This window comes from Streptomyces sirii (assembly GCF_045690365.1).
Taxonomy (GTDB): Bacteria; Actinomycetota; Actinomycetes; order Streptomycetales; family Streptomycetaceae; genus Streptomyces; species Streptomyces sirii.
In genome coordinates this window covers 7,601,758-7,627,694 of sequence record NZ_CP147982.1, presented here as the reverse complement: position 1 = coordinate 7,627,694, position 25,937 = coordinate 7,601,758, and the positions used below count along the sequence as shown (strand labels likewise).

The 25,937-nt window shown below is 73.2% G+C and carries 18 protein-coding genes; 8 read left to right on the top strand and 10 right to left on the bottom strand.

Annotated features, from left to right (window positions below; genetic code table 11):
• The first annotated feature begins 301 nt into the window (after positions 1 to 301).
• The gene (locus WAB15_RS33905) at positions 302 to 2,464 is read left to right on the top strand and encodes a SpoIIE family protein phosphatase (RefSeq protein WP_407289342.1); all 2,163 of its coding nucleotides are present in this window, start codon (positions 302 to 304) and stop codon (positions 2,462 to 2,464) included.
• Positions 2,465 to 2,520: 56 nt separating this feature from the next.
• Here WAB15_RS33905 and WAB15_RS33900 read toward each other — a convergent pair whose 3' ends face one another.
• The 5 genes from WAB15_RS33900 to WAB15_RS33880 all read right to left on the bottom strand — a co-directional run bounded on the left by WAB15_RS33900 (position 2,521) and on the right by WAB15_RS33880 (position 10,334).
• Positions 2,521 to 3,918, bottom strand: coding sequence for an NADP-dependent succinic semialdehyde dehydrogenase (locus WAB15_RS33900; protein WP_399145133.1), 1,398 nt, complete (start codon positions 3,916 to 3,918; stop codon positions 2,521 to 2,523).
• 714 nt (positions 3,919 to 4,632) lie between these two features.
• Positions 4,633 to 6,669, bottom strand: coding sequence for a dipeptide ABC transporter ATP-binding protein (locus WAB15_RS33895; protein WP_407288578.1), 2,037 nt, complete (start codon positions 6,667 to 6,669; stop codon positions 4,633 to 4,635).
• 28 nt (positions 6,670 to 6,697) lie between these two features.
• Positions 6,698 to 7,591, bottom strand: a complete 894-nt coding sequence (locus WAB15_RS33890) for an ABC transporter permease (protein ID WP_407288577.1) — start codon at positions 7,589 to 7,591, stop codon at positions 6,698 to 6,700.
• Complete coding sequence (locus WAB15_RS33885) at positions 7,588 to 8,538, bottom strand: ABC transporter permease (protein ID WP_407288576.1); 951 nt, start codon at positions 8,536 to 8,538, stop codon at positions 7,588 to 7,590. Before WAB15_RS33885 ends, WAB15_RS33890 begins: the two co-directional genes overlap by 4 nt.
• Positions 8,535 to 10,334: a peptide ABC transporter substrate-binding protein gene (locus WAB15_RS33880; protein ID WP_407288575.1), complete on the bottom strand. Its 1,800-nt coding sequence runs from the start codon at positions 10,332 to 10,334 to the stop codon at positions 8,535 to 8,537. Before WAB15_RS33880 ends, WAB15_RS33885 begins: the two co-directional genes overlap by 4 nt.
• Before the next feature lie 202 nt (positions 10,335 to 10,536).
• Between WAB15_RS33880 and WAB15_RS33875 the strand changes: the two genes are divergently transcribed.
• Positions 10,537 to 11,691 carry an ROK family protein gene (locus tag WAB15_RS33875; protein ID WP_407288574.1) on the top strand — a complete coding sequence of 385 codons (1,155 nt, stop codon included), beginning with the start codon at positions 10,537 to 10,539 and terminating at the stop codon, positions 11,689 to 11,691.
• Between the two features lie 55 nt (positions 11,692 to 11,746).
• Positions 11,747 to 13,288 (top strand): M81 family metallopeptidase, encoded by a 1,542-nt coding sequence (locus WAB15_RS33870; RefSeq protein WP_407288573.1) that lies wholly within the window; start codon positions 11,747 to 11,749, stop codon positions 13,286 to 13,288.
• Between the two features lie 530 nt (positions 13,289 to 13,818).
• Here the strand turns inward: WAB15_RS33870 and WAB15_RS33865 are convergent.
• The 4 genes from WAB15_RS33865 to WAB15_RS33850 form a co-directional block, all read right to left on the bottom strand.
• The gene (locus WAB15_RS33865; RefSeq protein WP_407288572.1) at positions 13,819 to 15,108 is read right to left on the bottom strand and encodes an MFS transporter; all 1,290 of its coding nucleotides are present in this window, start codon (positions 15,106 to 15,108) and stop codon (positions 13,819 to 13,821) included.
• Positions 15,109 to 15,181: 73 nt separating this feature from the next.
• On the bottom strand, positions 15,182 to 16,330 hold the full coding sequence (locus tag WAB15_RS33860; RefSeq protein ID WP_407288571.1) for an amidohydrolase family protein: 1,149 nt from the start codon (positions 16,328 to 16,330) through the stop codon (positions 15,182 to 15,184).
• Positions 16,330 to 17,730 (bottom strand): glutamine synthetase family protein, encoded by a 1,401-nt coding sequence (locus tag WAB15_RS33855; protein WP_399145123.1) that lies wholly within the window; start codon positions 17,728 to 17,730, stop codon positions 16,330 to 16,332. Before WAB15_RS33855 ends, WAB15_RS33860 begins: the two co-directional genes overlap by 1 nt.
• Positions 17,731 to 17,811: 81 nt before the next feature.
• On the bottom strand, positions 17,812 to 19,875 hold the full coding sequence (locus tag WAB15_RS33850; protein ID WP_407288570.1) for a SpoIIE family protein phosphatase: 2,064 nt from the start codon (positions 19,873 to 19,875) through the stop codon (positions 17,812 to 17,814).
• 218 nt (positions 19,876 to 20,093) lie between these two features.
• Between WAB15_RS33850 and WAB15_RS33845 the strand changes: the two genes are divergently transcribed.
• The 5 genes from WAB15_RS33845 to WAB15_RS33825 all read left to right on the top strand — a co-directional run bounded on the left by WAB15_RS33845 (position 20,094) and on the right by WAB15_RS33825 (position 24,606).
• Positions 20,094 to 20,426, top strand: coding sequence for a DUF427 domain-containing protein (locus WAB15_RS33845; RefSeq protein ID WP_407288569.1), 333 nt, complete (start codon positions 20,094 to 20,096; stop codon positions 20,424 to 20,426).
• 146 nt (positions 20,427 to 20,572) lie between these two features.
• Positions 20,573 to 21,556 carry a metallophosphoesterase family protein gene (locus tag WAB15_RS33840; RefSeq protein WP_407288568.1) on the top strand — a complete coding sequence of 328 codons (984 nt, stop codon included), beginning with the start codon at positions 20,573 to 20,575 and terminating at the stop codon, positions 21,554 to 21,556.
• A 32-nt stretch (positions 21,557 to 21,588) separates the two neighbouring features.
• On the top strand, positions 21,589 to 22,938 hold the full coding sequence (locus WAB15_RS33835) for an MFS transporter (protein ID WP_407288567.1): 1,350 nt from the start codon (positions 21,589 to 21,591) through the stop codon (positions 22,936 to 22,938).
• Positions 22,935 to 24,002 (top strand): hypothetical protein, encoded by a 1,068-nt coding sequence (locus WAB15_RS33830; protein ID WP_407288566.1) that lies wholly within the window; start codon positions 22,935 to 22,937, stop codon positions 24,000 to 24,002. The genes WAB15_RS33835 and WAB15_RS33830 overlap by 4 nt, the downstream gene beginning before the upstream one ends.
• Before the next feature lie 64 nt (positions 24,003 to 24,066).
• The gene (locus WAB15_RS33825; protein WP_407288565.1) at positions 24,067 to 24,606 is read left to right on the top strand and encodes a DUF309 domain-containing protein; all 540 of its coding nucleotides are present in this window, start codon (positions 24,067 to 24,069) and stop codon (positions 24,604 to 24,606) included.
• 36 nt (positions 24,607 to 24,642) lie between these two features.
• Here the strand turns inward: WAB15_RS33825 and WAB15_RS33820 are convergent, their stop codons facing one another.
• Positions 24,643 to 25,767, bottom strand: coding sequence for a D-alanyl-D-alanine carboxypeptidase family protein (locus tag WAB15_RS33820; RefSeq protein WP_399145116.1), 1,125 nt, complete (start codon positions 25,765 to 25,767; stop codon positions 24,643 to 24,645).
• Positions 25,768 to 25,937: the final 170 nt, after the last annotated feature.

Sequence of the window (25,937 nt, the reverse complement as noted above, 5' to 3'; positions counted from 1 at the left end):
TCACGTCAAGACTCCTGCACGGGCGAGGAGTTGGCGCGGCCGGTTTCCGCCGTATGCGTTCACTGCCTGAACGCCTACGCCGCTCGGCCGGCGCACCGCGACATGCGGTGTCCCCGACCCGCGCCTAAGGTGTTCGCATGGCCGCGTTCCGGTGGGTATCGGCCCCGGTCAACGACGACCCGCGGCCGAGGGCGCGGGAGGTGTCCGCCGCGCCGCCGCCGGCCCACGCCCGGACACGCCGCCGCCTTCAAGGTGTGAGCCCGCAGTGCCCGAGCTCCAGGACTCCGCGGCGCGGCACCCCATGACCGGCCGATCCCCCGCGGAACTGCCCCCCGATCCGTCCGGCCCGGGCTACGACCCCCGCTCCGGCCGGGACTGGCACCCGGTCGAGGAGGACGTGCCCGGGGCGTCGGACCACGAGCCCGTCGGACTGCGCGAGCGGCTCTCGCTCAACCGGACGGGCACCTTCGACTGGGACCTGGACCGCGGGCGCATGGCACTGGACACCGGCGCCATGGAGGTCTTCGATCTGCGCCCGGACGAGTACGACGGCGCGCCGATGTCCCTGATCCCGCGGGTGCCGCCGGAGGAGGGCCTACGGCTGGACGAGGCGCTCTCCCAGGCCCTGCAGGACGGCCACCCGTCGTACGGCGCGTACTTCCGCGTCCACTGCCGCGACGGAAGCCGGCGCTGGACGCACTCCCAGGGGCGGATCCTGCACGACGCGGACGGGGTGCCGTACCGGGTCATCGGCATCGTCCGGGAGGCGACCGGCGAACTGGCGGACTCCGCGCTGCTGCGCTCGCTCCAGCAGGACCGGCAGCGGCAGACCGTGATGGTGCAGCAGACCACCGCCGCGCTGGCCCGTGCGCTGTCCGTCCGGGACGTCACACGGGTGCTCGGCGGTACCGGCGGAGCCCGGCGGTTCGGCGCCGACGGGCTGGTGCTCGGGCTCGTCGAGAACGACCGGTTCAAGGTCATCGCCACCGCCGGGATGGAGGGCGAGGTGCCCGAGGAGATGATGACCTCGCGGCTGGACGACACCCTCCCGCTGGCCGATGCGGCGTGCTCGCGGCGGCCCGCCTTCCTGAGCACCCGCGGCGAGCTGATCGCCCGCTATCCGCGGTTGCGCCCGTACACCGGCCTGCTGCCGACGGGCAGCGCGGCGTTCCTGCCGCTGGTCGCGCAGGACACCGTGATCGGGGCGCTGGGGCTGTTCAACACCGAGCCGGCCGTGCAGTCGCAGGAGGCCAGGAACCTGGCGCTGGCGCTGGCCGGTGTCGTGGCGCAGTCGGTGCAGCGGGCCACGCTCTTCGACCAGGAGCGCGAGTTCGCCACCGGACTGCAGGAGACGATGCTGCCGCGCCGGCTGCCGGCCATCGCGGGTGGCGCGGTCACCGTGCGCTACCACCCGTCGAGCGTCGGCCGGGACGTGGGCGGCGACTGGTACGACGTGATCGCGCTGCCTCAGGGGAGGATCGGCCTGGTGGTCGGCGATGTGCAGGGCCATGACACGCATGCGGCCGCCGTGATGGGCCAGCTGCGGATCGCGCTGCGGGCGTACGCCGGCGAGGGACACACCCCGGAGACCGTGCTGGTGCGGGCCTCCCGCTTCCTTTCCGAGCTGGACACCGAGCGCTTCGCGACCTGTACGTACGTCCAGGCCGACCTGCAGTCCGGGGCGCTGCATGTGGCACGGGCCGGCCATCTCGGACCGCTGATCGGCGACAGCTCCCGGCACATCGACTGGCCCGAGGTCTGCGGCGGGCTGCCACTGGGCCTGGCCACCGCTTTCGGGCACGACCACTTCCCCGAGACCCAGCTGTTCCTGGAGCCGGGGTCGACGCTGCTGCTGTGCACCGACGGCCTGGTCGAACAGCCCGGCCGGGACATCGGCGCGGGCCTCGACGCGCTCGCCGCGGCGGTCCGCGACGGCCCCACGGACCTGGAGGCGCTCGCCGACCGGATCTCGGACCGCCTGTGGGCCGCCCCCGGCTCCGAGGACGACATGGCCCTCCTGCTGCTGCACCGGTTGCCCGGTCCCGGCGGCGCCGACGCCACCCCGCGGCTGCGGCTGCATGTACATCAGGCCGACCCGCAGGGCGCCGCGGAGGTCCGCTCGGCGCTGCGCCGCACGCTGGACCAGTGGCGGGCGGGCGGCGTCCTGCACAACGTCGAGGTCGCCGCCTCCGAGCTGATCGCCAACGCCCTGACCCACACCGAGAGCGGCGCCCTGGTCTCCGTGGAGCTGCTGCCCGGCGCCCCGCGCCGGATGCGGCTGGAGGTCGAGGACCGCTCCAGCCGCTGGCCGCGCCGCCGCAGCCCCGGCGAGACCGCGACCTCCGGTCGCGGGCTGATGCTGGTCGAGGCCCTGGCCGACCGCTGGGGCGCGGAGCCGCGGGGCGCGGGCAAGGCGCTGTGGTGCGAGTTCGTCGTGCCGGAGGAGCCGGACGCGACGCGGTAGCACCCGCACCGCCGGGGCGCCCCGACCCGCGGACACCCCCTAGCCCTCCGGCCGGCTCAGTCCTCCGGCCCGAACCACAGCGTGGTCATATTGCAGAACTCCCGTATGCCGTGCCCGGAGAGCTCCCGGCCGTAGCCGGAGCGCTTGGCCCCGCCGAAGGGAAGTCCCGGGTGGGAGGCGGTCATACCGTTGAAGAAGACGCCGCCCGCCTGCAAGTCCCTTGCCAACCGGTCCTGTTCACCGGGATCGCGGGTCCAGGCGTTGGAACTCAGGCCGAACGGCACGTCGTTGGCGAGCGCCACCGCCTCGTCCAGGTCGGCGACGCGGTAGAGCGTGGCGACCGGGCCGAACGCCTCCTCGCGGTGGATGCGCATGGTGGGCGTGATACCGGCGAGCACGGTCGGCTCGTAGAACCATCCGGCGCGGTGCTCGGGCGGCCGGCGGCCGCCGCACAGCGCCCTCGCGCCCTGGTGGACCGCGTCGTCGACCAGTTCCTCCAGGTCGGAGCGGCCCTGCTCGCTGGAGAGCGGCCCGACCTCGGTGTTCTCGTCCATCGGGTCGCCGACGGTCAGGGCCGCCATGCGGTCGGTGAACCGCTCGGCGAAGGCGTCGTAGACCTCGTCGTGCACGATGAAGCGCTTGGCCGCGATGCACGACTGCCCGTTGTTCTGCACCCGCGCGGTGACCCCGACGCGGACCGCCTTGTCGAGGTCGGCGGAGGGCAGTACGACGAACGGGTCGCTGCCGCCGAGTTCGAGGACGGTCTTCTTGACCTCGTCACCCGCGATCGAGGCGACCGAGCGGCCGGCGGGCTCGCTGCCGGTCAGCGTCGCCGCCGCGACCCGCGGATCGCGCAGCACGTCCTCGACGGCGCCGGATCCGATCAGCAGGGTCTGGAAACAGCCCTCCGGGTAGCCGGCGCGGCGGAACAGCTCCTCGATGTACAGCGCGGTCTGCGGGACGTTCGAGGCGTGCTTGAGCAGTCCGGTGTTGCCCGCCATCAGCGCCGGCGCGGCGAACCGTACGACCTGCCAGAGCGGGAAGTTCCAGGGCATCACCGCGAGGACGGTGCCCAGCGGGCGGTAGCGGACCACCGCGCGCACCGCGCCGGAATCGCGCACGTCGGCCGGGTCGGGATCCTCGTCGGCCAGCAGCTGCTCGGCGTTGTGGGCGTACCACCGCATGGTCTTGGCGCACTTCGCGGCCTCCGCGCGGGCCTGTACCAGCGGTTTTCCCATCTCGGTGGTCATGGTGCGGGCGATGCCGTCCTGGTCCGCGTCGAGCAGTTCGGCGGCCTTGAGCAGCAGCTCCGCCCGGCGCGCGAAGCTCGTGCCGCGGTGCTCCTGGAAGGCCTGTTCCGCCCTGACCAGGTGGTCTTCGATCTCGCCCGCGTTGAGCGCGTCAAAGGTCTTCAGGGTCTCGCCGGTGGCCGGGTTGACCGTGGCGATCGCCATGATCAGCACCTCCTAGGAGAGCGGTGAGGGGGCCGGAGAGGGGTCCGGTACGGGGTCCGGTCCGGGCGGCCGGGGGATCGGCTCCGGCTCCGGCGGAATCGGTTCAGGTGGCGCAGGCGGAACCGGCGGGCCGGGAAGGGGCTCCGGAACGGGGCTCGGCGACGGCCCTCCCGGGTCCGGCGGCGTCGGCTGCGGTTCGCGGTCGAGCGTGCGCTCACCGCGAGTCAGTGGCTGCGAATGCGGATGCGGCTGCCGCTGCACGGCGGGCCTCCAAACGACGGCTGGTGGCACATGTGTCCCCGTACCCGAGTTTGGCTTGTGTATGGCCTCGCCGCGAGCCGCTGGCCGCTGCGCTTGGGCTGGCTTCCCACGTTGTCGGCTTTCCCGCCGTGGGGGTTTCTCGCCGTTGCGCCTGCGGCGGGGCCGGTTGCCGCTGCGCGGAGCGTTTTCGGCAGCGGGTGCGGCCCTCCGGACTCCGTCCTGCGGTCCGCCCCCTCCCGGGGGTGGGGGGAAGGAGACCGGTGGGGGTGGACGTCAGCCTTCGTGTGGGCGCGGTCGACGGATGGGGCCCGCCCCCACCGGCCTTTTCACCCTCCACCCACGGGAGGGGACAGACCGTAGGACGGAGTCCGTAGGGCTGTCACCGCACCCGAAACACAAACGCCCGCCGCAGGCGACACGGCGAACAACCACCACGGCGGGACAGCCGCACGATTACAGAAGGTGACAGGCCACCCGATGCCCGGCCGAATCCGGTTCGGCCGGGGGTGGCTCCGTGGTCGCGCAGACGGCTTTCGCGATCGGGCAGCGCGTACGGAAGCGGCAGCCGGAGGGCGGCGCGGCGGCCGAAGGGGCCTCGCCGGCGAGCGCGCCCGAGCCGGCTCGCAGCAGACCTTGCGTGTACGGATGCAGCGGACGGGTGAAGACCCGCTCCGCGGGACCCGTCTCGACGAGCTTGCCGAGGTACATCACGCCGACCGAGTCCGCGAGGTGCCGCACCACCGCCAGGTCGTGCGAGATGAAGAGGTAGCTCAGGCCCTTCTCGCGCTGGAGTTCCCGCATGAGCTGGAGGATCTGCGCCTGGACGGAGACGTCGAGCGCGGAGACCGGCTCGTCGGCGACCACCAGCGAGGGGGCCAGGGCGAGAGCACGGGCCAGGCCGAGGCGCTGGCGCTGGCCGCCGGAGAACTCGTGCGGATAGCGGTCCACCGCGCCGCGGGGCAGCCCGACGTCGTCCAGCAGCCCGGCGATCCGCCGCCGCTGCTCCGCCCGATCGCCGATGCGCTGGATGACCAGCGGTTCGCGCAGTACGGCGCCCACCCGCATCCGTGGGTCCATGGAGGTGGCGGAGTCCTGGAACATCAGCTGGACATCGCGCCGGTGCGTGCGCAGCTCCCGCCTGGTGAGGTCGGCGAGGTCGCGGCCGGCGAAGTGGACGGCGCCGCCGCTGGGCGCCTCCAGGCCGACGGCCATCCGGCCGAGGGTGGACTTTCCGCAGCCGGACTCCCCCACGATGCCGAAGGTCTCACCGCGCCGGACGGTGAGCGAGACGCCGGCCACCGCACTGACCTCGGCGGCCTGCCGGGTGCCCGGTCTGCGGCGGCCGAAGGGGCCGCCGTGCAGCGGGTAGCTCTTGCTGACGTCGGCGAGCCGCAGCAGGGGTTCCTCCGTACGCACCGGGGGCGCGGACGGCGCGCGGAGGGTGGCCGTGGCCGGAGGGCGGGCGGGTACCTCGGCGGCCGGGCCGGTGTCGGGGGCCGGTGCGGCGGGGTGGAAGCAGGCGAAGGCGTGGGCGGTGCCAGCGGGCGGGGTCTCGTGCAGGTCGTCGGTGAGCTCCGGCTCGGCGGCGCGGCACAGGTCGGTGGCGTGCGCGCAGCGGGGGGCGAAGCGGCAGCCGGTGGGGCGGGTGAGCAGGGACGGCGGCAGGCCGGGGATGCCGGCCGGGGGCCGGGCGCCGGCGAGGGCGCGTTCGGGGAGCGCGGCGAGGAGGGCCTGGGTGTAGCGGTGCCGCGGGGTGGCGAACAGCGGCCGTACCGGGGCGCGTTCGGCGATTCGGCCGCCGTACATCACCGCGACCCGGTCGACCCGGCGGGCGATCACTCCCAGGTCGTGGGTGACCAGGATCATCGCCATGCCGAGGCGGGCGCGCAGCTCGTCGACGAGTTCGAGGATCTGGTGCTGGGTGGTGACGTCGAGGGCGGTGGTCGGCTCGTCGGCGATCAGCAGCCGGGGTTCGCAGACCAGCGCCATGGCGATCGCGACGCGCTGCCGCATCCCGCCGCTGAGCTGGTGCGGATAGCTCCTCAGCCGCTCGGCGGGGCGTGGCATCCCGACCAGCCGCAGCATCTCCTCGGCCTTCGCCCAGGCCTCGGCCCGGCTCGGCCTCCGGTGCAGCAGCAGCGGTTCGGCGACCTGGGCGCCGATGGTGAGGGTGGGGTTGAGCGAGGTCATCGGGTCCTGGAAGACCATGCCGACGCTGTTGCCGCGGATGTCCCGCAGGACCTGTTCGGGGGCGGCGGCGAGGTCGGTGCCGTCGAACAGGATCCGTCCGCCGGTGATCCGGCCGCCGGGCGGCAGCAGGCCGAGGACGGACAGCGCGGTCATGGTCTTGCCGCAGCCGGATTCGCCGACGACGCCGAGCGATTCGCCGGGCGCGAGGTCGAGGTCGACACCGTCGAGGGCGTGCACGGTGCGGCCGCGGCCGGCGATCTCGACGCGCAGGTCCTCGATCCGCAGGAGCGGGTCGGTCATGGTGCGGGTCCTTCCTTCCGGCAGCGCGTCAGTTCTTCTTCAGGCGTACGTCGAAGGCGTCGCGCAGACCGTCCCCGATGAGGTTGAAGGCGGCGACGACCAGCACGATCGCGATGCCCGGCGGGAAGATCAGCCACCAGTAGCCGACCTGGGTGTAGGTGATGCCGGCGGAGAGCAGCGAGCCCCAGTCGGCGGCGGGCGGCGGAAGGGACAGGCCGAGGAAGGAGAGGTAGGCGACGTAGAGGATGGCGTCGGCCACTTGGAAGGTGGCGTTGACGATGACGGTGCCGACCGCGTTGGGGAGGATGTGCCGGAAGACGGCCCGGCCTCCGCCGCCGCCCATCAGCCGCATGGCGTGGACATAGTCGCGGCCGCGCAGCGCCAGCGCCTCGCCGCGGATGAGGCGGGCCGGGGAGAGCCAGGCGACGGAGGCGATGATCACGATGAGGACGGGCTTGCCGGGGGTGACGATCGCCGCGACCACGACGAGCAGGAAGAGCGCCGGAACGGCGAGCGCGGCGTCGGTGATCCGCATCATCGCGGCGTCCACCCAGCCGCCGCAGTAGCCGGCGACCGCTCCGTAGACCGTACCGAAGAGGGTGGCCAGCAGCCCTGCCGCCAGGCCGACTTCGAGGGAGGTGCGGCCGCCGTACATCAGCCGGCCGAGCAGGTCGTAGCCCAGGTCGGTGGTGCCCAGCGGGTGTCCGGCGCCGGGGGCGCGGTTGGCCTGGGAGAGGTCGGTGTGGATCTGGTCGGTGGGGTGGATCAGCGGCCCGAGGAAGCAGAAGGCGAGCAGGGCGAGGAGGATCAGGGCACCGGTGAGGGCGAGCTTGTTGCGGGCGAAGACGGCGAGCGTGCGGCGGGCCGGTCCGGGGGTGGCCAGGTCCGCGTCCGGCCCGGCGTCGAGGGCGGTGGTCGTCACGGCACGCTCCTGATGCGCGGGTCGAGGACGGCGTAGGCGATATCGGCGAGCAGCGAGCCGAGGACGGTGGCGACGCCGACGACGAGGGTGACGCCGAGCAGCACGGGGAAGTCCGAGCTCTGCGCCGCGTTCCAGAACAGCAGCCCCATTCCCGGGTAGTTGAACATCGACTCGACGACGAGGGTGCCGCTGAAGAGGGTGGGGAGGTAGAGGCCGAGGAGGGTGGCCAGCGGGATGAGCGCGTTGCGCAGCACGTGCCGGGCCATGATGCGGGCGCCGGACTGGCCCTTGGCGCGCGCGGTGCGTACGTACTCCTCGGCGAGGTTGTCCAGGACGGCCGAGCGCATATAGCGGCTGAAGGCCGCGATGATGCCCAGCGCGGTGGTCACGACGGGGAGCACCAGGGCCGGTGCGTCGGCGAGGATGCCGCGGACGGTGTCGGCCTGCGGCGCCTCGGCGGGCAGCAGTTGCAGCTGTTGGCTGAAGACGAGGATGAGGACCAGGCCCAGGAAGAACACGGGGGTGGCGTAGGCGAGGAAGGCCGCGCCGGTCAGGACGTAGTCGGCGGCCTTGCCGCGCCGTACGGCCTGCAGGATGCCGAGGGGGACGGCGAGGATCGCGGCCAGGGCGAGCGACAGCCCCGCCAGCAGGGCGGTCTTGGGGAGGCGCTCGCCCAGCAGCGAGGCGACGCTCTGATTGAGCTTGTAGGACTCGCCGAGGTCGCCGGTGAGCAGCCGGCCGAGGTGGATCACATACTGCTCGGGCAGCGAACGGTCGTACCCCTGCTGGTGGTTGAAGTGCGCGACGGCCTCCGGGGTGGCCCGCACACCGAGGATGGCGCGGGCCGGTCCGCCGGGCAGCAGATGCAGCAGGACGAAGACGATGACCGAGACCAGCAGCAGTACGACGAGTGCCTGCCCGAGGCGCTTGATGAGGAAGGCGGTCATCCGGCGGCACCGCCCTTCTTCACGAAGTACCAGTTCTGCGGTGCGAGGGAGAGCGTCGGGTTCTGGTCGACCCCTCGTAGGTCGTTGCGGATGGCGGAGACCTGGTAGGCGGGGTTGGGGGTCCACAGGACCGGGAGCCGGCGGGCCACCGTGCGGCCGTAGTCGCGCATCGCGGCCCGGTCGGCGGAGTACTCGGTGGCCCGGATCAGCCGGTCGGTCTCCGCGTCGGCCCAACCGCCCATGTTCGAGGGCGCGTTGGTGGCGAAGATCTTCTCTCCGCTGGGGTCGGGCGGGAAGTACCAGCTGCCCTGGGTGCCGAAGAAGCCGAGCTGCCACTGCGCGCAGAGCGGCTCGTCGGCCGTACAGGGGACGGTGGTGCCCAGGACGGTGTTCAGCGGCTGCTGCCGGATGTCGAGGGCGACGCCCGCCTTGCCGAACTCGGACTTGACGGCCTGCATCGTGTTGGAGGTCTCGGTCGAGCCGGACTGGGAGAGCAGCGAGAGCCGCAGCTCCCGGCCGCGCGCGACGCCCGCGCCGCAGTCGTGCGCGCCCCGCCCCGGCCGTACGCAGCGCAGCGTGCCGTCCCTGGCGGCCCAGCCGTGACCGGCCAGCAGCGCCTTCGCACGCGGTGGGTCGTACGGGTAGGGGTCGCGTTCCAGGAGGCCGGCGGGGACCGGGCCGAGGGTGGGTGCGGCGCTGCCGTGCCAGATCACCCGGGAGATCGACTGCTGGTCGATGAGGTGCTGGAGCGCCTGGCGCAGATAGGCCTGGCGCAGCAGCGGCCCGGCCGTGGGGTGGTGGAAGTTGAGGACGATATAGGTGATCGACCAGCCCTCCCAGGGGTCGATGCGATAGCCCATCTCCTTGAACCGCGCCGACTGCGCCATGACGGACGGCGGAAGGTAGCCGTAGTCGACACCGCCGGCGCGCAGCACGTTGAATTCGGAGTCCGCGGTGGTGAAGGGCTTGAGGACCACCCGGTCGAGATGCGGCCGGTCCGGCCCTCGGTAGCGCTCGTTGGGGACCAGCGAGACCTGACCGGCGGTGGTCCACTTCTCGATCCGCCAGGGCCCGTCGACCGTCTTCCACAGCGGATCGGTGGCGAACCGGGAGAACTGCTTGGCGTGTCGCATCAGCCGGGCGAAGGCCCGCTTCGGGTCCTCGTGGCGGGGGTTCCAGGCGTGTACGGGAAGGGCGACGAAGTCCTGGAGTTCATTGGCGGTGAACCACGCCGGGTTGTAGGCGCGATCCAGCCGGAGCCGGAAGGTGCGGTCGTCGACGAGCTCGAACGCCCTGACGTCGTCCGGCATCAGCTTGGGCGAATATCCGGCCCAGTCCTGCTTGTTGTGCGTGATCAGATCGAACCAGAACTTCACGTCGCGGGTGGTGACGGGCGCTCCGTCGGACCAGCGGTAGCCCTTCTTCAGGGTGATGCTGACGGTTTTGTTCCCGTCGCTGTAGCGGGGCATCTCGGCGAGGCTGCGCGGTGAGTCCAGGGTCAGTGCGTCGCCCTTCGGTTCGGGCAGGTACAGCCGCAGGAAGAGCAGGTCCTGGATGGCGCTGTTGTACGAGGCCAGATAGCCCGGGGCGCCGATGGGGAAGATCCAGTTGGGGGTGGAGGCCGGCGGCAGGGCCATGGTGACGGTGCCTCCCTCGACGGGCGTGCCCCCGGTGGCGCCCATATCGGTGACAACGTTGCCAGCCGGGCCGCAACCGACGAGCGCGAAGGCGGCGAGCAGGACGGCGGCCACAACCCGCCCCAGGGGCCCGCGAATTCGGGTGCTGCGCAGACCCATGCTGCCTCCGAGGTGGTCGGCCGGTCGAAGAGTGCGAGCAAAGTACGGACGGCCGGGAAAGGAAGTCAAGGCCTTGGCGAAAGCACGCCAACCGCGCTCTACTGTCAGCGAGTTGGACGACATCTTCCTTCGATGACCGAAAAAAGTCGCCCCGCCACCCTCCCTCCGCAGCCCCTCCCCCCATCCCGGCGAAAGGCGCCCGATGACCGCCTCCGACGAGCCGCCCGGCTCGGCCGCGCACGTCCTCGAACTCGTCGCGAACGGCTCCGCCGCCTCCCGCGCGGACCTCGTGCGCGAGCTGGGGCTCGCCGCCTCCACCGTCTCCACCCGCGTCCAGGAACTCGTCGAGGCCGGGCTGCTGACCGAATCCGGCGAGGGCGTCTCGCGCGGCGGCCGTCGCCCACGACTGCTGCGGATCGCCGACCGGGGCGCGGTCGCCCTCGCCGCCGACCTGGGCAGCCGGCACATCCGCACCGGCGCGGTCGGCCTGACCGGCGGCTGCTTCGACACCGCCGACCACCCCTTCGATCTGACCGCCGGGCCCGAACCCGCCCTGGAAGCGCTCGCCGAGCGGCTGGACCTGCTCGCCGAGCGGCAGCGCGCGGCCGGCCGTACGGTCCGAGGCATCGGGGTCGGCTTCCCCGGCCCGGTCGACGCGGACGGCGCGCGGATCATCGCGCCGTCCCGGATGCCCGGCTGGCATCTGTTCCCGCTGCGCGACCGGCTGGCGGCCCACCTCGGACTGCCGGTGCTGCTCGACAACGACGCCAACATGATGGCGCTCGGCGAACACCGCGCCGCCCACCCGGCACGGCGCCATCTGGTCGTGGTCAAGGCGGGCCGCGGCATCGGCTCCGGCGTCATCAGCGACGGCCGGCTGCACCGCGGGGCCCGGGGCTCGGCCGGTGACATCAGCCATGTCCGGGTGGACGAGACCGCCCATCTGCCCTGCTCCTGCGGCAACATCGGCTGTCTGGAGACGGTGGCGAGCGGTGCCGCGATCGCCGCGGCGCTGCGCGGCAAGGGCCTCGCCGTCGACTCCGCGGCCGAGATCCTGCGGCTGGTCGAGAACGGCGAACCGCACGCCACCACCCTCGTACGGCAGGCCGGCCGCGACATCGGCGCGGTGCTCGCGGTCGTCGTGAACTTCTTCAACCCCGAGGCGGTGGTCCTCGGCGGTGCGCTGGCCGGCGCGCAGCCGCTGGTCGCGGCCGTACGCGGGACGCTCTACGAGCGCTGTCTGCCGATGGCCACCAGCGAACTCACCATCGACGCCGCCGCCTGCGGCCCCGACGCGGGACTGCTCGGCGCGGGCCGGTCCGTACTGCGCCGCACGGCCGCGCACTCCCTCACGTAGCCCGCCGTCCCCCGGAAGCACACCCGCACGCCCCTCCGACCGAAAGCGAGGCACCGTGCCCTCACCCACCAGCCCTCGTCCCGGCTCGCGGCGCCGACTGCGCATCGGCGTCGGCGGCATGGCCATCGAGTCCAGCCAGTTCTGCCCGCATCGCTCGACGTACGACGACTTCCGCGTCACCCGGGAGGGCGCGCTGCTGGACCGCTACACCTGGACCCGTCCGGACGACGAACTGGCTGAGCTGGTCGAGTGGGTGCCGCTGGTGCACGCCGTCGCGGTGCCCGGCGGCCCGGTGGAGCGCGCCACGTACGACCGCATCAAGGGCGAACTGGTCGACCGGATCAGTGCGTCGGGACCGCTCGACGGCCTGGTCTACGACATCCACGGAGCGATGAGCGTGGTCGGGCTGGACGACGCGGAGGCCGACCTCACCGACGCGGTGCGCGCCGCCACCGGCCCCGACACCCTCATCTCGGCCGCCATGGATCTGCACGGCAATGTCTCGCGCCGCTTCGCCGAACGCCTCGATCTGCTCACCGCGCACCGTATGGCGCCGCACGAGGACGCCTGGGACACCCGGGAGCGGGCCGCCCGCAAGCTCGTCGGACGGCTGGCCGCCGGGAAGGGGCGCCCGTACCGCGCCTGGGTGCAGATCCCCGTCCTCCTCCCCGGCGAGAAGACCAGCACCCGTCTCGAACCGGCCAGGTCGCTCTACGGGCGGCTGGCCTCGGTCGAGGCGCTCGACGGGGTCGTCGACGCGGCGATCTGGGTGGGGTACGCCTGGGCCGACGAGGAGCGCTGCCGGGCCGCGGTGGTGGTCACCGCGGACGATCCCCGGCTCGCCACCACCCAGGCCGAGTCGCTGGCTCGCCAATACTGGTCCGTACGCCGCGACTTCACGTTCGTCGGGCCGACCGGCGACGCCGACGACTGCATCGCCCGCGCCGTCGCCTCCCCCGCCCGCCCCTTCGTCATCAGCGACTCCGGCGACAACCCGACCGCGGGCGGCGCGGGCGACCTCGCCTATATGCTCGGCCGGCTCCTGGCACACGAGGAGTTGGCGAGCGGCCGGGTCACCGCCCTCCACCCCGGCATCACCGACCCGAAGGCCGTCGCCGTCTGCTTCGACGCGGGGGTGGGCGCCGAGCTCTCGATCGGCGTGGGCGGCCGGTTCAGCGCGGGCACCGGCCCGCACGCCGAACCGTACGAGCTGACCGGTACGGTCACCGCCCTCGACGACCCGCCCGGTCCGGGCTCCGGCGCGCCGCGCGGCAATCCGGCGTACGACGGCGGCGGCCGGTCCGCGGCCGTCACCCGCGGCGGGGTGACGGTGGTCCTGACCGAACGCCGCAAACCGTTCCACACCCGGGCCGACTTCGGCCCCCTGGACCCGCTCGCCTACGACCTGCTGGTCGTCAAGATCGGCTACCTGGAACCCGAACTCCACGCCATGGCCGCCGACTGGCTCCTCGCCCTCACCCCCGGCGGCGTCGACCAGGACCTTCTCCGCCTGGGCCACCACAGGGTACGGCGGCCGCTCTATCCATTCGACGACGCGGGCTTCGAGGAGACGGACTTGAGTGCCGTATCGCTGTAGCGCTTGGCTGGCTTCCCACGTTGTCGGCTGTCCCGCCGTGGTGGTTTCGCTTGGTTCGCCTGCGGCGGGCGTGGGTTGTCGGCTGCGGCGCCGTGGTGCCTTGTCACCGGTGCGCCTGCGGCGGGCGTGGTGTGTCGGGTGCGGTGACAGCCCTACGGACTCCGTCCTACGGTCTGTCCCCTCCCGTGGGTGGGTGGAAGGCAGGCCGGTGGGGGCGGGCCGAATCCGTCGACCGCGCGCGCACGAAGGCTGACGTTCACCCCCACGGTCTTTTTCCACCCACCCACGGGAGGGGGCGGGCCGGAGGGGTAGGGGTGTGGGACGTAAAGCGCAGCAGTCCCACACCCCTACCCCTCCGGCCCGTCACCGGCAGCCGAACAGCCCCGCGCAGCGGCACCGCCCGCCGCAGGCGCCACGGCGAGTAAGTCGAACACGTCGGCCGCAGCAAAGCGCAGCGGACGGGCCCGCCGCAGGCGAACCACGCGAAACCCCCACGGCGGGACAGCCGAAAACGTGGGGACAACCCATCACTACGGCCGTGGGTCCCGCGCGTCATACCGCGCGAACGCCCGTCGGCCCAGGCCCAGGGCCGTGACCGCCAGGACGCACGCCAGACCGCCGCCGATGATCGCGACAGCCGGGGAGGTCAGGTCGGCGGTCGAGCCGGCGAGGAAGTCGCCCAGGCGGGGGCCGCCCGCGACGACGACGATGAAGACGCCCTGGAGGCGGCCGCGCATCTCGTCCGGGGTCGCGGCCTGGAGCATGGTGCTGCGGAAGACCATCGAGATGGTGTCCGCGCAGCCGGCCACCGCCAGGAAGAACAGCCCGAGCCACAGGTGCCTGGAGAGCCCGAAACAGGCGATGGCCGCGCCCCAGGCGGCCACCGAGATCAGGATGGCCAGGCCGTGCCGGCGGATCCCGCCGAGCCAGCCGGAGAACAGCCCGCCCAGTACGGCGCCCACCGCGGGCGCGGCGACCAGCAGGCCGACGGTCTTGGCGTCCCCGCCGAACCAGAGCACCGCGACCGCGGGGAACAGGGCACGCGGCTGGGCGAGCACCATCGCCGCCATGTCGGCGAAGAACGTCATGCGCAGGTTCGGGCGGGTGGCGAGAAAGCGCAGTCCGTCCAGTACGGAGGCCCGGCGTCGCGGGCCGTCCCCCTGGTCGGGCAGCATCGACGGCAGCCGCCACATCGCGTACAGCGCGCCGGTGAAGGCCACCGCGTCGATCAGATACGCCGCCTGGTAGCCCCACAGGCCGACGATGACACCGCCCAGCATCGGTCCGCCCATCAGACCGAGGTTGCTGGTCAGGGAGTTGAGGGCGTTGGCGGCGGGCAGCTGCTCGGTGGGCAGCAGCCGCGGGATCATCGAGGTGCGGGCCGGGGAGTTCATCGCGAAGCAGACGGCCTGGAGGGCGACCACGGTGTAGAGCAGCCACACCCGGTGGTATCCGGCCAGCGCGGCGGTGGCCAGCATGATGGACATCGCGGTCGCGCCCGCGGCGCTGTAGAGGCCCAGTTTGCGGCGGTCGACGGTGTCGGCGATGGCGCCTCCGTACAGACCGAAGACGACCAGCGGGACCAGCGAGCACAGGCCGACCAGGCCGACCGAGAAGGTGGAGCCGGTGATGGCGTAGACCTGCAACGAGACCGCGAGGGCGGTCATCTGCTGGCCCATCCAGGAGATGGTGTTGCCGCACCACAGGCGGCGGTAGTCCGGGGAGGTGCGCAGCGGTGTCAGATCGGCGAATATTCGGGAGCGCAGGGGGGGTTCGCCCTTGTCGGGGCCGGTGTCGTCGTCGGTAGTTGTAAGGGCCACGCGGCGCAGTAAAGCACGCGGCGGGGGAACGACGGACGGCAGGGCGGGAACGGGCGCTCGCGGCCGGTGCCCCTTACGGCTCCGTCGGCGGGAGACCATACACCCTGCGCGCGTTACCGGCGGCGATCATGGCGCCCACCCGTCGGGCGTCTTCCTGGGACCACGCCCCGCCGGCGGTCCACTCCCCCAGCAGGGCGGACAGCGCCGTCCGGAAGAGCGCGCTGCCGACGACGTACAGCTCGGGGAGGCCGTAGGCGTCGGTGGAGAAGAGCAGTTTGCCGAAGGGGGCGAGCTCCAGGAACTCGGCGAGTACGGCGGTGGCCCTCGGGCCGGTGTGGGTGAGGGTCAGTCCGATGTCGGCGTAGACGTGCGGGAAGACGCCGGCCAGGTAGGCGGCCTGGCGGTGGTACGGGTAGCAGTGCAGCAACACCAGGTCCGTGCCGGTGTCGGCGGTGGCCCGGACCAGGTCGGTCAGCAGGGCCGGGTCGGCGTGGTCGAGCCGCAGGTCGGGGTCGCCGAAGCCGGTGTGGAGCTGGAGGGGGCGGCCGGTGGCGACGGCCAGCCAGATCAGGTGGCGGAGCAGGACCGGGTCGGTGAGGCGGGGTGCGCCGGCGGCGAGCCAGGAGCGGGCGGCGGCGCGTACGGCGTCGGGGGTCGGTGGCCCGGGATCGAGGGCCAGCCCGTGGCGGTAGGCGGCGACGCTCTTGAAGGCGACGGCGGTGCGGGCGGCCGCCTGGACCGCGCCGGCGAGGACGTCGGTGAACTCCTCGGTGTCGTGCGCGGCGGCCGCGATCCGTTCGGCCAGCGCCTCCAGGCGTACGACCGGGTACCCGGTGGCGCCGCCCGCCTCGGCCGTCTCGGCCGGGCCGGTCAGGTCGCCCGGGAGGCCGGTGTCCAGGAGGTAGGCGCCGATTCCGGTGGCGCGCAGCAGGCGGCGCCGGGTCTCGTCGGGGCCCAGCTCGCGGCGGCGGGCGAGGTAGCTCTCGGGTGAGCAGTGCGCGGGCAGGTCGAGCAGCGGCGGGCACCAGCGGCGCACGGCGAAGCCGGCCTGGGTGTCGAAGAAGGTGGTGCCCGCCGCGGGCGGCCGGTCCGATTCGGTGAGGTACCCGGCGAACGCCCGGGGGTCCGGTTCGTGCCGGAGCACGCCGTGGCAGTGGTGGTCCACCAGCGGCGGCAGGCCGTCGTCGAAGCCGGGGCCCCGCCCCGGGGCGTCCGCGGGCATCACCAGCGCCAGCGGGTGGCGGCGGCGATCTCCTCGGCCTCGCTCTCGGCGAAGTGGGCCTCCTCGGCACGCCGGACCGCGAGCACCGCGCCGTGCAGCACCTTGCCCATCGCCTCGTACAGCGGCGCCGACTTCTCCAGCCGGTCGGCGGCCTCGGTCAGCGTGGCGGGCAGCCGTACGATGCCGCGCCGGGCGCGCTCGCGGACGCCGAGCGTGCCCGGGTCCCCGGTCTGCGGCGCCGGCATCTGGGTCCGGGACGTGATGCCGTGCAGTCCGGCGGCGAGCACCGCGCCGACGGCGAGGTAGGGGTTGGCGGCCGCGTCGAACGTCTTGACCTCGGCGTGGCCGCCGTCCGGGTCGTCGGGGGCGCCGGTGATCAGGCGCAGCGCCGCCTCGCGGTTCTCCACGCCCCAGCACTGGTAGACGCCGGCCCAGTGGGAGGGCTGCAGCCGCAGATAGCTGGCCGGTGACGGGCAGCCGATGGCGAGCAGGGCGGGCATGGCCTGGAGTACGCCACCGAGGAAGGCCCTCGCGTCCGGCGCCAGGCCCCATTCGGCGTCGGGGTCGCGGTGCAGGCTCCGGCCGTCGCGGTACAGCCCGAGGTGCAGGTGGCAGCCGTTGCCGACCTGCCCGGCGACGACGGAGGGGGCGAAGGAGGCGCGCAGCCCGTGGCGGGCGGAGACCGCGCGGATGGTCTCGCGGACCAGCACCACGTCGTCGGCGGCGCGTACCGGGTCGGCCGGCGCGGTGGTGACCTCGAACTGGCCCGGCGCGTACTCGGGGTGGAGCTGGAGCACGTCGATGCCCTGGAGGGTCAGCGCCTCGGTGACATCGCGGAGGTAGTCGGAGAGTTCGACGACCCGGGTCATGCCGTAGGCGGGGCCCGCGCAAGGGTAGTCGAGCACTTCGTCGGCGCCGGCGGCTGCCGGGCCGTGCTTGTCGGGGGCGCGGGTGACCACCCACTCGGTTTCGAAGCCCATCCGCACGTCGAGGCCGGCCTCGGTGGCCTGTGCGGCCATCCGCCGGGCGAACAGCCGCTGGCAGGCGGGGTGCGGCGCACCGAGCTGGTCGTAGCGGTCGACCGGCGCCCAGGCCCAGCCGGGCTGGGCGGCGAGGGTGGTGACGCGGTCCAGGTCGGGGAAGAGCCGCAGGTCCCCGTCGGGCCCGCCGAGGTGGTCGGATTCGGTGATGGCGTCGTCGGAGGTGAAGACGTCGAAGACGGGCGACATCCCGACGCCGCGCTCGGCGGTGTCCGCCAGCCGCGCCACCGGAATGGTCTTGACCCGGGCGATGCCCGCGTTGTCCACCCAGGTCAACGCCACGTTGCGGACGGCCTCCGCCTCCAGCCGCGCCGCCACCCGGCGGGCTTCCTCGCGCTGTTCCGCAGCCCGCGTTGCCATAGTGCCGTCCTCACTCGACCGTGCCGATGCCTCGGCGCCCGCTCCCCCGCTGCTCGCCCGGGTGGCTCGACGCCATCCCGGTCAGGGGCAGTTGAACTCGCACCATACGCACTTTCCGCCACCGCGCGGCTCCACACCCCAGACATCCGCCAGCCGGTCGACGAGGAGCAGGCCCCGGCCGGAGACTCCGGCCTCGCCCGGTTCGCGGCGTCGCGGCAGGCTGCTGGAGTGGTCCTCGACCTCCAGTCGCAGGCACCGCTCGACGCTGTGCGGCATCCGGATGTTGACCACGGCCTCCCCGTCGGTGTGCAGCAGCGCGTTGGTGATCAGTTCGTCGGCGACCAGCTCGATCTCCTCGGAGCGGTCGGCCGCGCCCCAGGCGCGTACCGCGGCCCGGATCATGTGCCGGGCGGCGGAGAGTCCTTCGGGGTCGGCGGGGGCGATGTGCTGACGGAACCGTCCGACGGTGTCGTGCTCGGGCGCGCCGAGCCGCCTCAGCAGCAGCAGCGCCATATCGTCCTCGCCGGTCCGGGCCCCCGCCGAGTCGCAGAGCCGGTCGGCGAGTTGCTGGACGTCCTGGGGGCCGTCGCGGACCTCTCGGGCCAGTTCCCGCATGCCCTCGTCGAGGTCGGTGCCGGGCTGTTCGACGATGCCGTCGGTGCACAGCAGCAGGGTGTCGCCGGGGGCGAGCTGGACGGTGGTGACGGGGTAGTCGAGCCGCCGGAACTCGGAGGAGATGCCCAGCGGCAGCCCGCCGGCGACCGGCAGCCGGCGGCAGATGCCCTCGGCGTGCCGCAGCAGCGGGTCGATATGGCCGGCCCGCACGATCCGGGCCGCGCCGGTGCTCAGGTCGGCGTCGACGTAGGTGCAGGTGGCGAAGCGGTCGGTGTCGAGCTCGTTGAGGAAGGCGGAGGCGCGGCCCATGACGGTGGCGGGCGAGTGCCCCTCGGCGGCGTAGGCGCGCAGGACGATCCGCAGCTGGCCCATCAGCGCCGCCGCCTGGGTGTCATGGCCCTGGACGTCGCCGATCACGGCCCCGACCCGGCCGTTGGGCAGGGGTATCACGTCGTACCAGTCGCCGCCTATGTGCCGGCCCATCCGGGCGGAGCGGTAGCGGACCGCGACCTGGGCGCCGGGGATACCGGGTATCCGGCGCGGCAGCATGGCCTGCTGGAGGCCGGCGGCGATCTCGTGCTCCTGGTCGTAGAGCATGGCCCGCGCCAGGCTCTGCGCGATGCTGCTGCCGAGCGCCACCAGGACGTTGCGCTCCTGGTCGCGGAAGTCGCTCTCGCGCTCGAAGAACAGGCCGATCACACCGATCGGGCGGCCCTGGGCGATCAACGGCAGATACGCGGCGGAGTTGACGTTCAGCGGCTCGATGGCGGGCCAGAGCCGGGGATAGCCGTATTTGAACTCGTCGCGGGTGTGCACGTAGCGGGGGGTGAGCGTGCGCACCACCTCGCCCATCGGGAATTCGTCGCCGACCCGCGTGTACTCGAGATCGGGAACGTAGCTGCCCGCCTTGCCCTCGGAGACCAGCCGGATGCGTCCCGCCTCGACCAGCCCGAGGATGACGTTCTCGGCGCCCAGCCGGCTCAGGCCCTGGTCGCCGGCGAGCACGGCGATCACTTCGCCGACGGTTCTGGCGTGGGCGAGGGCGGCGGTGGTGCGCTCCACGACGCTGGTGTGCCGGCGGCGCTCCTCGTCGATCGCGAGCCGCTCGGCCGCGTGGGTGTATTCGTGGCTGGCGTCGCGGACCACGCCGATGATCCGGCGGGGCCGGCCGGTGGCGTCGCGGCGGATGCTGCCCTGGGCGTGGGTCCAGCGCAGCTGCCCGTCGCGCAGCCGCACCCGGAAGTAGGCGCCGTAGGAGTCGCTGCCGTCCTTGAGGGCCCTGGAGACCAGGGCGTCGAGCCGGGCGGACTCATGGGCCGGGACACGGGAGCTGAGGCTCTCGGGGCGGTCGTCGTATTCGGACGGGCGCAGGTCGAAGACCTCGAGGGCGGGCGGGTCCATGTGCATCAGCCCGCTGTCGAGGTCCCAGTCGAAGCCGCCCATGCCGTTGAGGGCCAGTGTCAGGTCCGGGTGGGCCGGCCAGTCGTCCGGTACCGACACGGTGGGCTGCTTCACTGCCCGGTCAGCCATGCCGTCACTTTGCCACATTCACCCGGATTGCGGAGGGTCCAGCCGAGGTCACCGATGGCATCGGGGAGGTCACCGACCGTGTCCGACAGGCGAGGGGGCGGCGCACCCCGGGGCGGCCCAGCCGTGCGGGCGGATTGTCAGTGGGCGCTTCTAGGCTGGAGATCGCAACGGCAGGAGGGGCCGGGAGCGGTTTCCTCCGCGAGCGAAGGGACACGACCATGAGCACCGTCCGAGGCCACCGGATCGAGATCGACCAGGGTACCGACCACGTCCGCGTCAGGGTCGGCGGGCAGCTGCTGGCCGACAGCCGCCGCCCGCTGCTGCTCTCCGAGACCGGCTATCCGGTGCGCTACTACCTCCCGCCCGAGGACGTGCGCACCGACCTGCTGACCCCGTCCGAGACCCACACCGTCTGCCCGTTCAAGGGCACCGCCTCCTACTGGTCACTTCCCGGTGGCCCGCAGGACATCGCCTGGGCCTACCCTGAGCCGCGTCCCGAGGTCGCGCAGATCAAGGACCATCTCTGCTTCTTCGAGGTCGAGTTGGGCTGAGCCGGCCGCGACTGCGTCCAGCGGGTCGGCGCCGGACAGAACGGGCAGGAAAGTTTCCTAACAATTACGTCAGCATCCTTGACGCGTACATGGCTCGACGTCAGGATTTCCGGGACGGCTCCCCCACGCCGACCCAGGAGACGGATATGACCTCCCCCCGCGCCGAGAAGCCCGTACCGCCGCCCCAGCGGCGCGAGACCCCGACCGGCAGCCGCCGATGGGGAATCCCCGTCGCCGCGGGCGCGGCGCTCGCGCTCGTCGGCGGGGTGGCGCTGTGGTCGAACGCCGGGCGGGCCGATGCCGCGCCCGACCGGACGACGGGCGCGCACGCCGCCGGGTTCACCACCGTCGCGGCCGGCGATATCGCCGAGCGGTGCACGGCGAGCGACAGCGACTGCGAACACCCCAAGACCGCGGCGCTGGTGAAGCAGATCGACCCGGCGTTCGTGCTGACCATGGGCGACAACCAGTACGACGACGCCCGACTCAAGGACTTCAAGCGCTACTACGACACGAGCTGGGGCGCCTTCAAGAGCAAGACGCACCCCGCCCCCGGGAACCACGAGACATACGACCCCGAGGGCGAACTGGCCGGCTACAAGTCCTACTTCGGGTCGATCGCCTACCCCAAGGGCAAGAGCTACTACAGCTTCGACCAGGACAACTGGCACTTCATCGCGCTCGACTCCAACAGCCTGGACCAGGCGCAGACCGACTGGCTCAAGGCCGACCTCGCCGCCAACTCCAAGAAGTGCGTGGCCGCTTACTGGCACCACCCGCTCTTCTCCTCCGGCGAGCACGGCAACGACCCGGTCGGCCGCCCGGTCTGGAAGCTGCTCCAGGACGCCAAGGCCGAGCTGGTCCTCAACGGCCACGATCACCACTACGAGCGTTTCGCACCGCAGGACGCGGACGGCAAGGCCGACGAGAACGGGATCGTCGAACTCCTCGCCGGGATGGGCGGAGCCAACCCGTACAAGATCGAGGAGGTCCAGCCGAACAGCGAGAAGCGGCTCACCGACACCTTCGGCGTGGTGAAGCTGAACTTCACCGACACCGGCTTCTCCTGGGAGCTGGTGGGCACGGACGGGAAGACGAAGGACCGCAGCCCCGCCTACCAGTGCCACTGACCGGCCCAAGGGACCCAAGGGCGGTCTGACCGATGTATCTCGCGACCACGGACGCGGCCGCGACGGCGACACAGGTGAGGCGCGGCCGCGTCGGGGGGCCGGTGCTGGCTCTCGGCGCGGTCAGCCTCGTCACCGACATCTCCTCGGAGATGGTCACCGCCGTGCTGCCGCTCTACTTCGTCCTCCAACTGGGGCTATCCCCCCTCCAGTTCGGCTTCCTCGACGGCCTCTACAACGGCGTCACCGCGCTGGTGCGGCTGCTGGGCGGGCACGCCGCGGACCGCGGCGGACGGCACAAGCTCGTCGCCGGGGCCGGCTACGCGCTCTCGGCGCTGTCCCGGCTCGGGTTGCTGCTCGCCGGCGGCGGCACCCTCGGCATCGGCGCCGCGCTCGCCGCGGACCGTATCGGCAAGGGCGTGCGCACCGCCCCGCGCGATGCGCTGATCTCGCTTCAAGCCCCGCCGGACGCGCTCGGCCGCGCCTTCGGCGTGCACCGCGCGATGGACACCACCGGTGCGCTGCTGGGCCCGCTCGCGGCGTTCGCCCTGCTGTGGGCCACGGCCGACGCCTACGACGCGGTGTTCGTCGTGAGCTTCTGCGTCGGGGTGGTGGGGGTGCTGCTGCTGGTCGCGTTCGTGCCCGGTAGAGCTGCCGTGGCCGCCGGCCACGGGGCACCGGGCGGCGGGCCGCACACCCCGGCACCGGCCGCCCCACCGAGCCATCACCAGGCGCCCGTCGCCCCGCCCCGCCCCCGGGCACGGCTCCTGGCGCCGCTGCGCGACCCCGCGTTCCGGCGGGTCTTCGTGGCGGCGGCGCTGCTCGGCGCGGCGACCATCGGCGACTCGTTCCTGTATCTGCTGCTCCAGCGGCGGCTGGACTTCGCGGTGAGCTGGTTCCCGCTGCTGCCGCTGGGGGCGGCCGCGGTCTATCTGCTGCTCGCGGTGCCGGCCGGGCGGCTCGGCGACCGGATCGGCCGCCGGGTGCCGTTCCTGTGCGGGCACGCGGCGCTGCTCGCCGGCTATGTCCTGTTGCTGACGACCGACGCCGGGCCGGTGCTGCTGGTGGGTGTCCTGCTGCTGCTCGGGGTGTTCTACGCCGCCACGGACGGTGTGCTGATGGCGCTCGCCGGCCCGGTGCTGCCGGCCGCCCGGCGGGCGAGCGGGATGGCTCTGCTGCAGACGGGCCAGGCGTTGTGCCGGCTGCTGGCGGCCGCCGGATTCGGCGCCGCCTGGACGCTGTGGGGCACCCGTCCCGCGCTGTTCCTCGCGATGTTCGCGCTGGCCGCGGCGCTGGCGGCGGCCGCCGTCCTGCTCCCCCGCCGGGACCGCCCGGCCGGGTCGAACCCACCGGACCGCCCGGAAAGGCAGTCGTCGCGCGCATGACCTCGTCCCGCACCGCTCCCTCCCCGTCCGCCCGGCTCTCCGCCGTCTCCCTCCGGGCCCGGATCGTCGCCGTGCTGGCCGCCACCGTGGTCCTCGCCACCGTCGCCGTCGTCTACACGATCGGCGCCGCCCGGCGCGCCCAACCCGCCGACCCCGCCTCCGCGTTCGGCCTCGACCACGGCCGGCTGTACTTCCGCAGCACCGGCGCCGGCGCCGGCCGGGTGGCCCGGCTCCCCGCGCCGGACGACCGTACCGGCGCGGCCTCCTCGGCCTCGGCGCCCCGCTCCGGGCACCGCACCACCGGCGGGCCGGCCTGCGAGCGCTTCTACGCGGCGGCCGGGACGGGCCTGTGCCTGCAGCGCCGCCCCGGTATCCCGCCCCGGTCGTACGCCGTGGTCCTGGACCGGCGGCTGCGCGAGAAGCGGCGGATCGCGCTCACCGGCATTCCCAACCGGGCCCGGGTGTCGGCCTCCGGGCGGATGCTGTCGTGGACGATGTTCGCCACCGGGGACTCCTACGCCACCACCGCGTTCTCCACCCGCACCTCGATCCTGGACACCCGCACCGGCTACCTGATCAAGAACATGGAGGAGATCCCGCTCACTCTGGACGGCCGCCGCTACCACTCCCCCGACGTCAACTACTGGGGCGTCACCTTCGCCCGCGACGACAACCGCTTCTACGCCACCGTCTCGACCAAGGGCAAGACCTACCTCGTCCAGGGCGATCTGCGCAGGTGGGCGGCGCGGACGATCCGCGAGAACGTGGAGTGCCCCTCGCTCTCGCCGGACAACACCCGCCTCGCGTTCAAAAAGCGGGTCCGTCCCGGCGCGGGCGATCCCTGGCGGCTGTACGTCCTGGACCTGCGCACCCTGCGCGAGCATCCGCTCGCCGAGTCCCGCAGCGTCGACGACCAGGCCGCCTGGCTGGACGACCGCACCCTCGCCTACGCCCTGCCGGGCCGCGCGGGCCACGCCTTCGACGTCTGGACCGTACCGGCGGACGGCGGCGGCAGCCCCTCGCTCGCCGTGCCGGACGCCTCCTCACCCGTACGGGTCCCTTAGGGGGTGTCTCCCCGCACAGGGGCGGCGGACCACCGCGTCGCCGCCCGGGGCGCACAATTGAGGGGTGAACTACACCCAGGAGCCCCGGCACGAACCCCGCCGGGACCGTGACGAAGAGGGACGGGCCCGTAACGCCCGGCCGCGCGACGGTCTCGGCCGCCCGCTGCCCTACGGCACCCCCGGCGTGGCCCGGCAGCCCGAGGGGGTGGTCCGTACCCCCGCGCAGTCACTGGCCGAGGCACAGCGGCTGCTCGACGCCGGGATGCCGTTCCACGCCCATGAGGTGCTGGAGGACGCCTGGAAGGCGGCGCCCGAGGCGGAGCGCGAGCTGTGGCGGGGACTCGCCCAGCTCGCGGTGGGACTCACCCATGCGGCCCGGGGCAATGCCGTAGGGGGTGCCGCGCTGCTCGACCGGGGGACGGCGGCCATCAGGCCGTACGCGGACACCGCCCCCTATGGGATCGATATCGGGGGACTGCTCTCCTGGGCCGGGGAGTTGACGGGTCGTCTGACCGCTCCGGGCGCCGTATCGGCGGCGAAGGCCGCGCCCCGGCTGCGGACCGCCGAGGGCGCGGCCGGGAACCGCCCGGCCGGCGAGGGGTGACCGCGGGCTCCACAGGGCCGCGCGGAGCCGTCCGGCCTACTCCGCGCGGCCGCGGCCGCGCGGATCCCGCCACCGGGCGAGCATGGCCCCCAGCCCCATGACCACGATCCCGGCGGCGCCCGCCCCGAGGACGAGGGCGGGACGCCAGGGTGTGGCGCCGCGGGCGCTGGGGGCGCCGGTGTCGTACGCGGCGCTCACGGCGTGCAGCGTGCCCACCGGTTCCGCGTTGCCGGCCGTACGGAAGCCCCAGTCCAGTAGGGCGCCGGCCTCCTTGTAGACGCCGTTGGCCACTTGTGACTGCGGGTTCATCACGGTGACCAGCAGCGTGCGGCCGTTCCGGCGGGCGGCGGCGATCAGCGTGTTTCCGGCCTTGGAGGTGTAGCCGTTCTTCACGCCGATGATGCCGGGGTAGCGCGGCAGCCCGTGCGAGCCCGCCAGCATGCGGTTGGTGTTCTCGATCTGGGTGGTGCCACCGGGGCCTGGGAACGGGGCGCGGACGGTGGCGCAGTAGCGGGCGAAGTCCTCCTGGGCGAGCCCGGCGCGGGCGAAGACGGTCAGGTCGTGCGCGGAGGACACCTGGCCGGGCGCGTCATAGCCGTCGGGTGACTTCACCGTGGTGTCGCGCGCGCCGAGTTCGCGGGCGGTCTGCTGCATCTCGCGGGCGGTGGCCTGCCAGCCTCCGTTCATCGCGGCCAGCACGTGCACCGCGTCGTTGCCGGAGCGCAGGAAGACCCCGCGCCACAGGTCGGCGACGGTGTAGCTGCGGCCGTGCCGGACGCCGACGACGCTGCTGCCGGCCCCGAGGCCCGCGAGGTCCGCCGAGCTGACCTGGCGGACGGTGTCGGACGAGAACTTCGGCAAAACGGTCACCGCGAACAGCGTCTTGAGGGTGCTCGCCGGGGCGAGCTTGCGGTGCGGGCTCTTGGTGGCCAGCACATTGCCGGTCTCCGCGTCGGCCACCATCCAGGACAGTGCGCTCAGCCCGCTGGGCAGGCTCGGTGCGCCGGGGGCGGCGACCGCCTGCACCCCGTCGGTGGTCTTTGCGGGTTGACGGGCCGTCGGCCCGCTGGCGGCAGCCGGTATGGACGTCAGGGACAGCCCCACGACGGCCAGGAGGGCCATTGCGGCCGCCTTCTTGGACACACGCGCGTCACTTGCCATGCGGTAACGCTAAGTAGGGAGCGCCCCGTTCGCACAGCGGGTGAGCCAGACGGGCCAACGGATCCCCGGACGCCGGGCGTGTCGCATCTGCAACACCTGCAAAGAAGGACCCGCCCGGTGCGACGGGGGATGCACACCGGGCGGGTCTCAGGAACATTTCTACCGCATCG

Bases quoted from the DNA above. Each gene is read 5' to 3' on its own strand.
- WAB15_RS33905 (WP_407289342.1), top strand. From the start codon at position 302: ATGACCGGCCGATCCCCCGCGGAACTGCCCCCCGATCCGTCCGGCCCG.
- WAB15_RS33900 (WP_399145133.1), bottom strand. From the start codon at position 3,918: ATGGCGATCGCCACGGTCAACCCGGCCACCGGCGAGACCCTGAAGACC.
- WAB15_RS33895 (WP_407288578.1), bottom strand. From the start codon at position 6,669: ATGACCGACCCGCTCCTGCGGATCGAGGACCTGCGCGTCGAGATCGCC.
- WAB15_RS33885 (WP_407288576.1), bottom strand. From the start codon at position 8,538: ATGACCGCCTTCCTCATCAAGCGCCTCGGGCAGGCACTCGTCGTACTG.
- WAB15_RS33880 (WP_407288575.1), bottom strand. From the start codon at position 10,334: ATGGGTCTGCGCAGCACCCGAATTCGCGGGCCCCTGGGGCGGGTTGTG.
- WAB15_RS33875 (WP_407288574.1), top strand. From the start codon at position 10,537: ATGACCGCCTCCGACGAGCCGCCCGGCTCGGCCGCGCACGTCCTCGAA.
- WAB15_RS33860 (WP_407288571.1), bottom strand. From the start codon at position 16,330: ATGCCCGCGGACGCCCCGGGGCGGGGCCCCGGCTTCGACGACGGCCTG.
- WAB15_RS33855 (WP_399145123.1), bottom strand. From the start codon at position 17,730: ATGGCAACGCGGGCTGCGGAACAGCGCGAGGAAGCCCGCCGGGTGGCG.
- WAB15_RS33850 (WP_407288570.1), bottom strand. From the start codon at position 19,875: ATGGCTGACCGGGCAGTGAAGCAGCCCACCGTGTCGGTACCGGACGAC.
- WAB15_RS33845 (WP_407288569.1), top strand. From the start codon at position 20,094: ATGAGCACCGTCCGAGGCCACCGGATCGAGATCGACCAGGGTACCGAC.
- WAB15_RS33840 (WP_407288568.1), top strand. From the start codon at position 20,573: ATGACCTCCCCCCGCGCCGAGAAGCCCGTACCGCCGCCCCAGCGGCGC.
- WAB15_RS33835 (WP_407288567.1), top strand. From the start codon at position 21,589: ATGTATCTCGCGACCACGGACGCGGCCGCGACGGCGACACAGGTGAGG.
- WAB15_RS33830 (WP_407288566.1), top strand. From the start codon at position 22,935: ATGACCTCGTCCCGCACCGCTCCCTCCCCGTCCGCCCGGCTCTCCGCC.
- WAB15_RS33820 (WP_399145116.1), bottom strand. From the start codon at position 25,767: ATGGCAAGTGACGCGCGTGTGTCCAAGAAGGCGGCCGCAATGGCCCTC.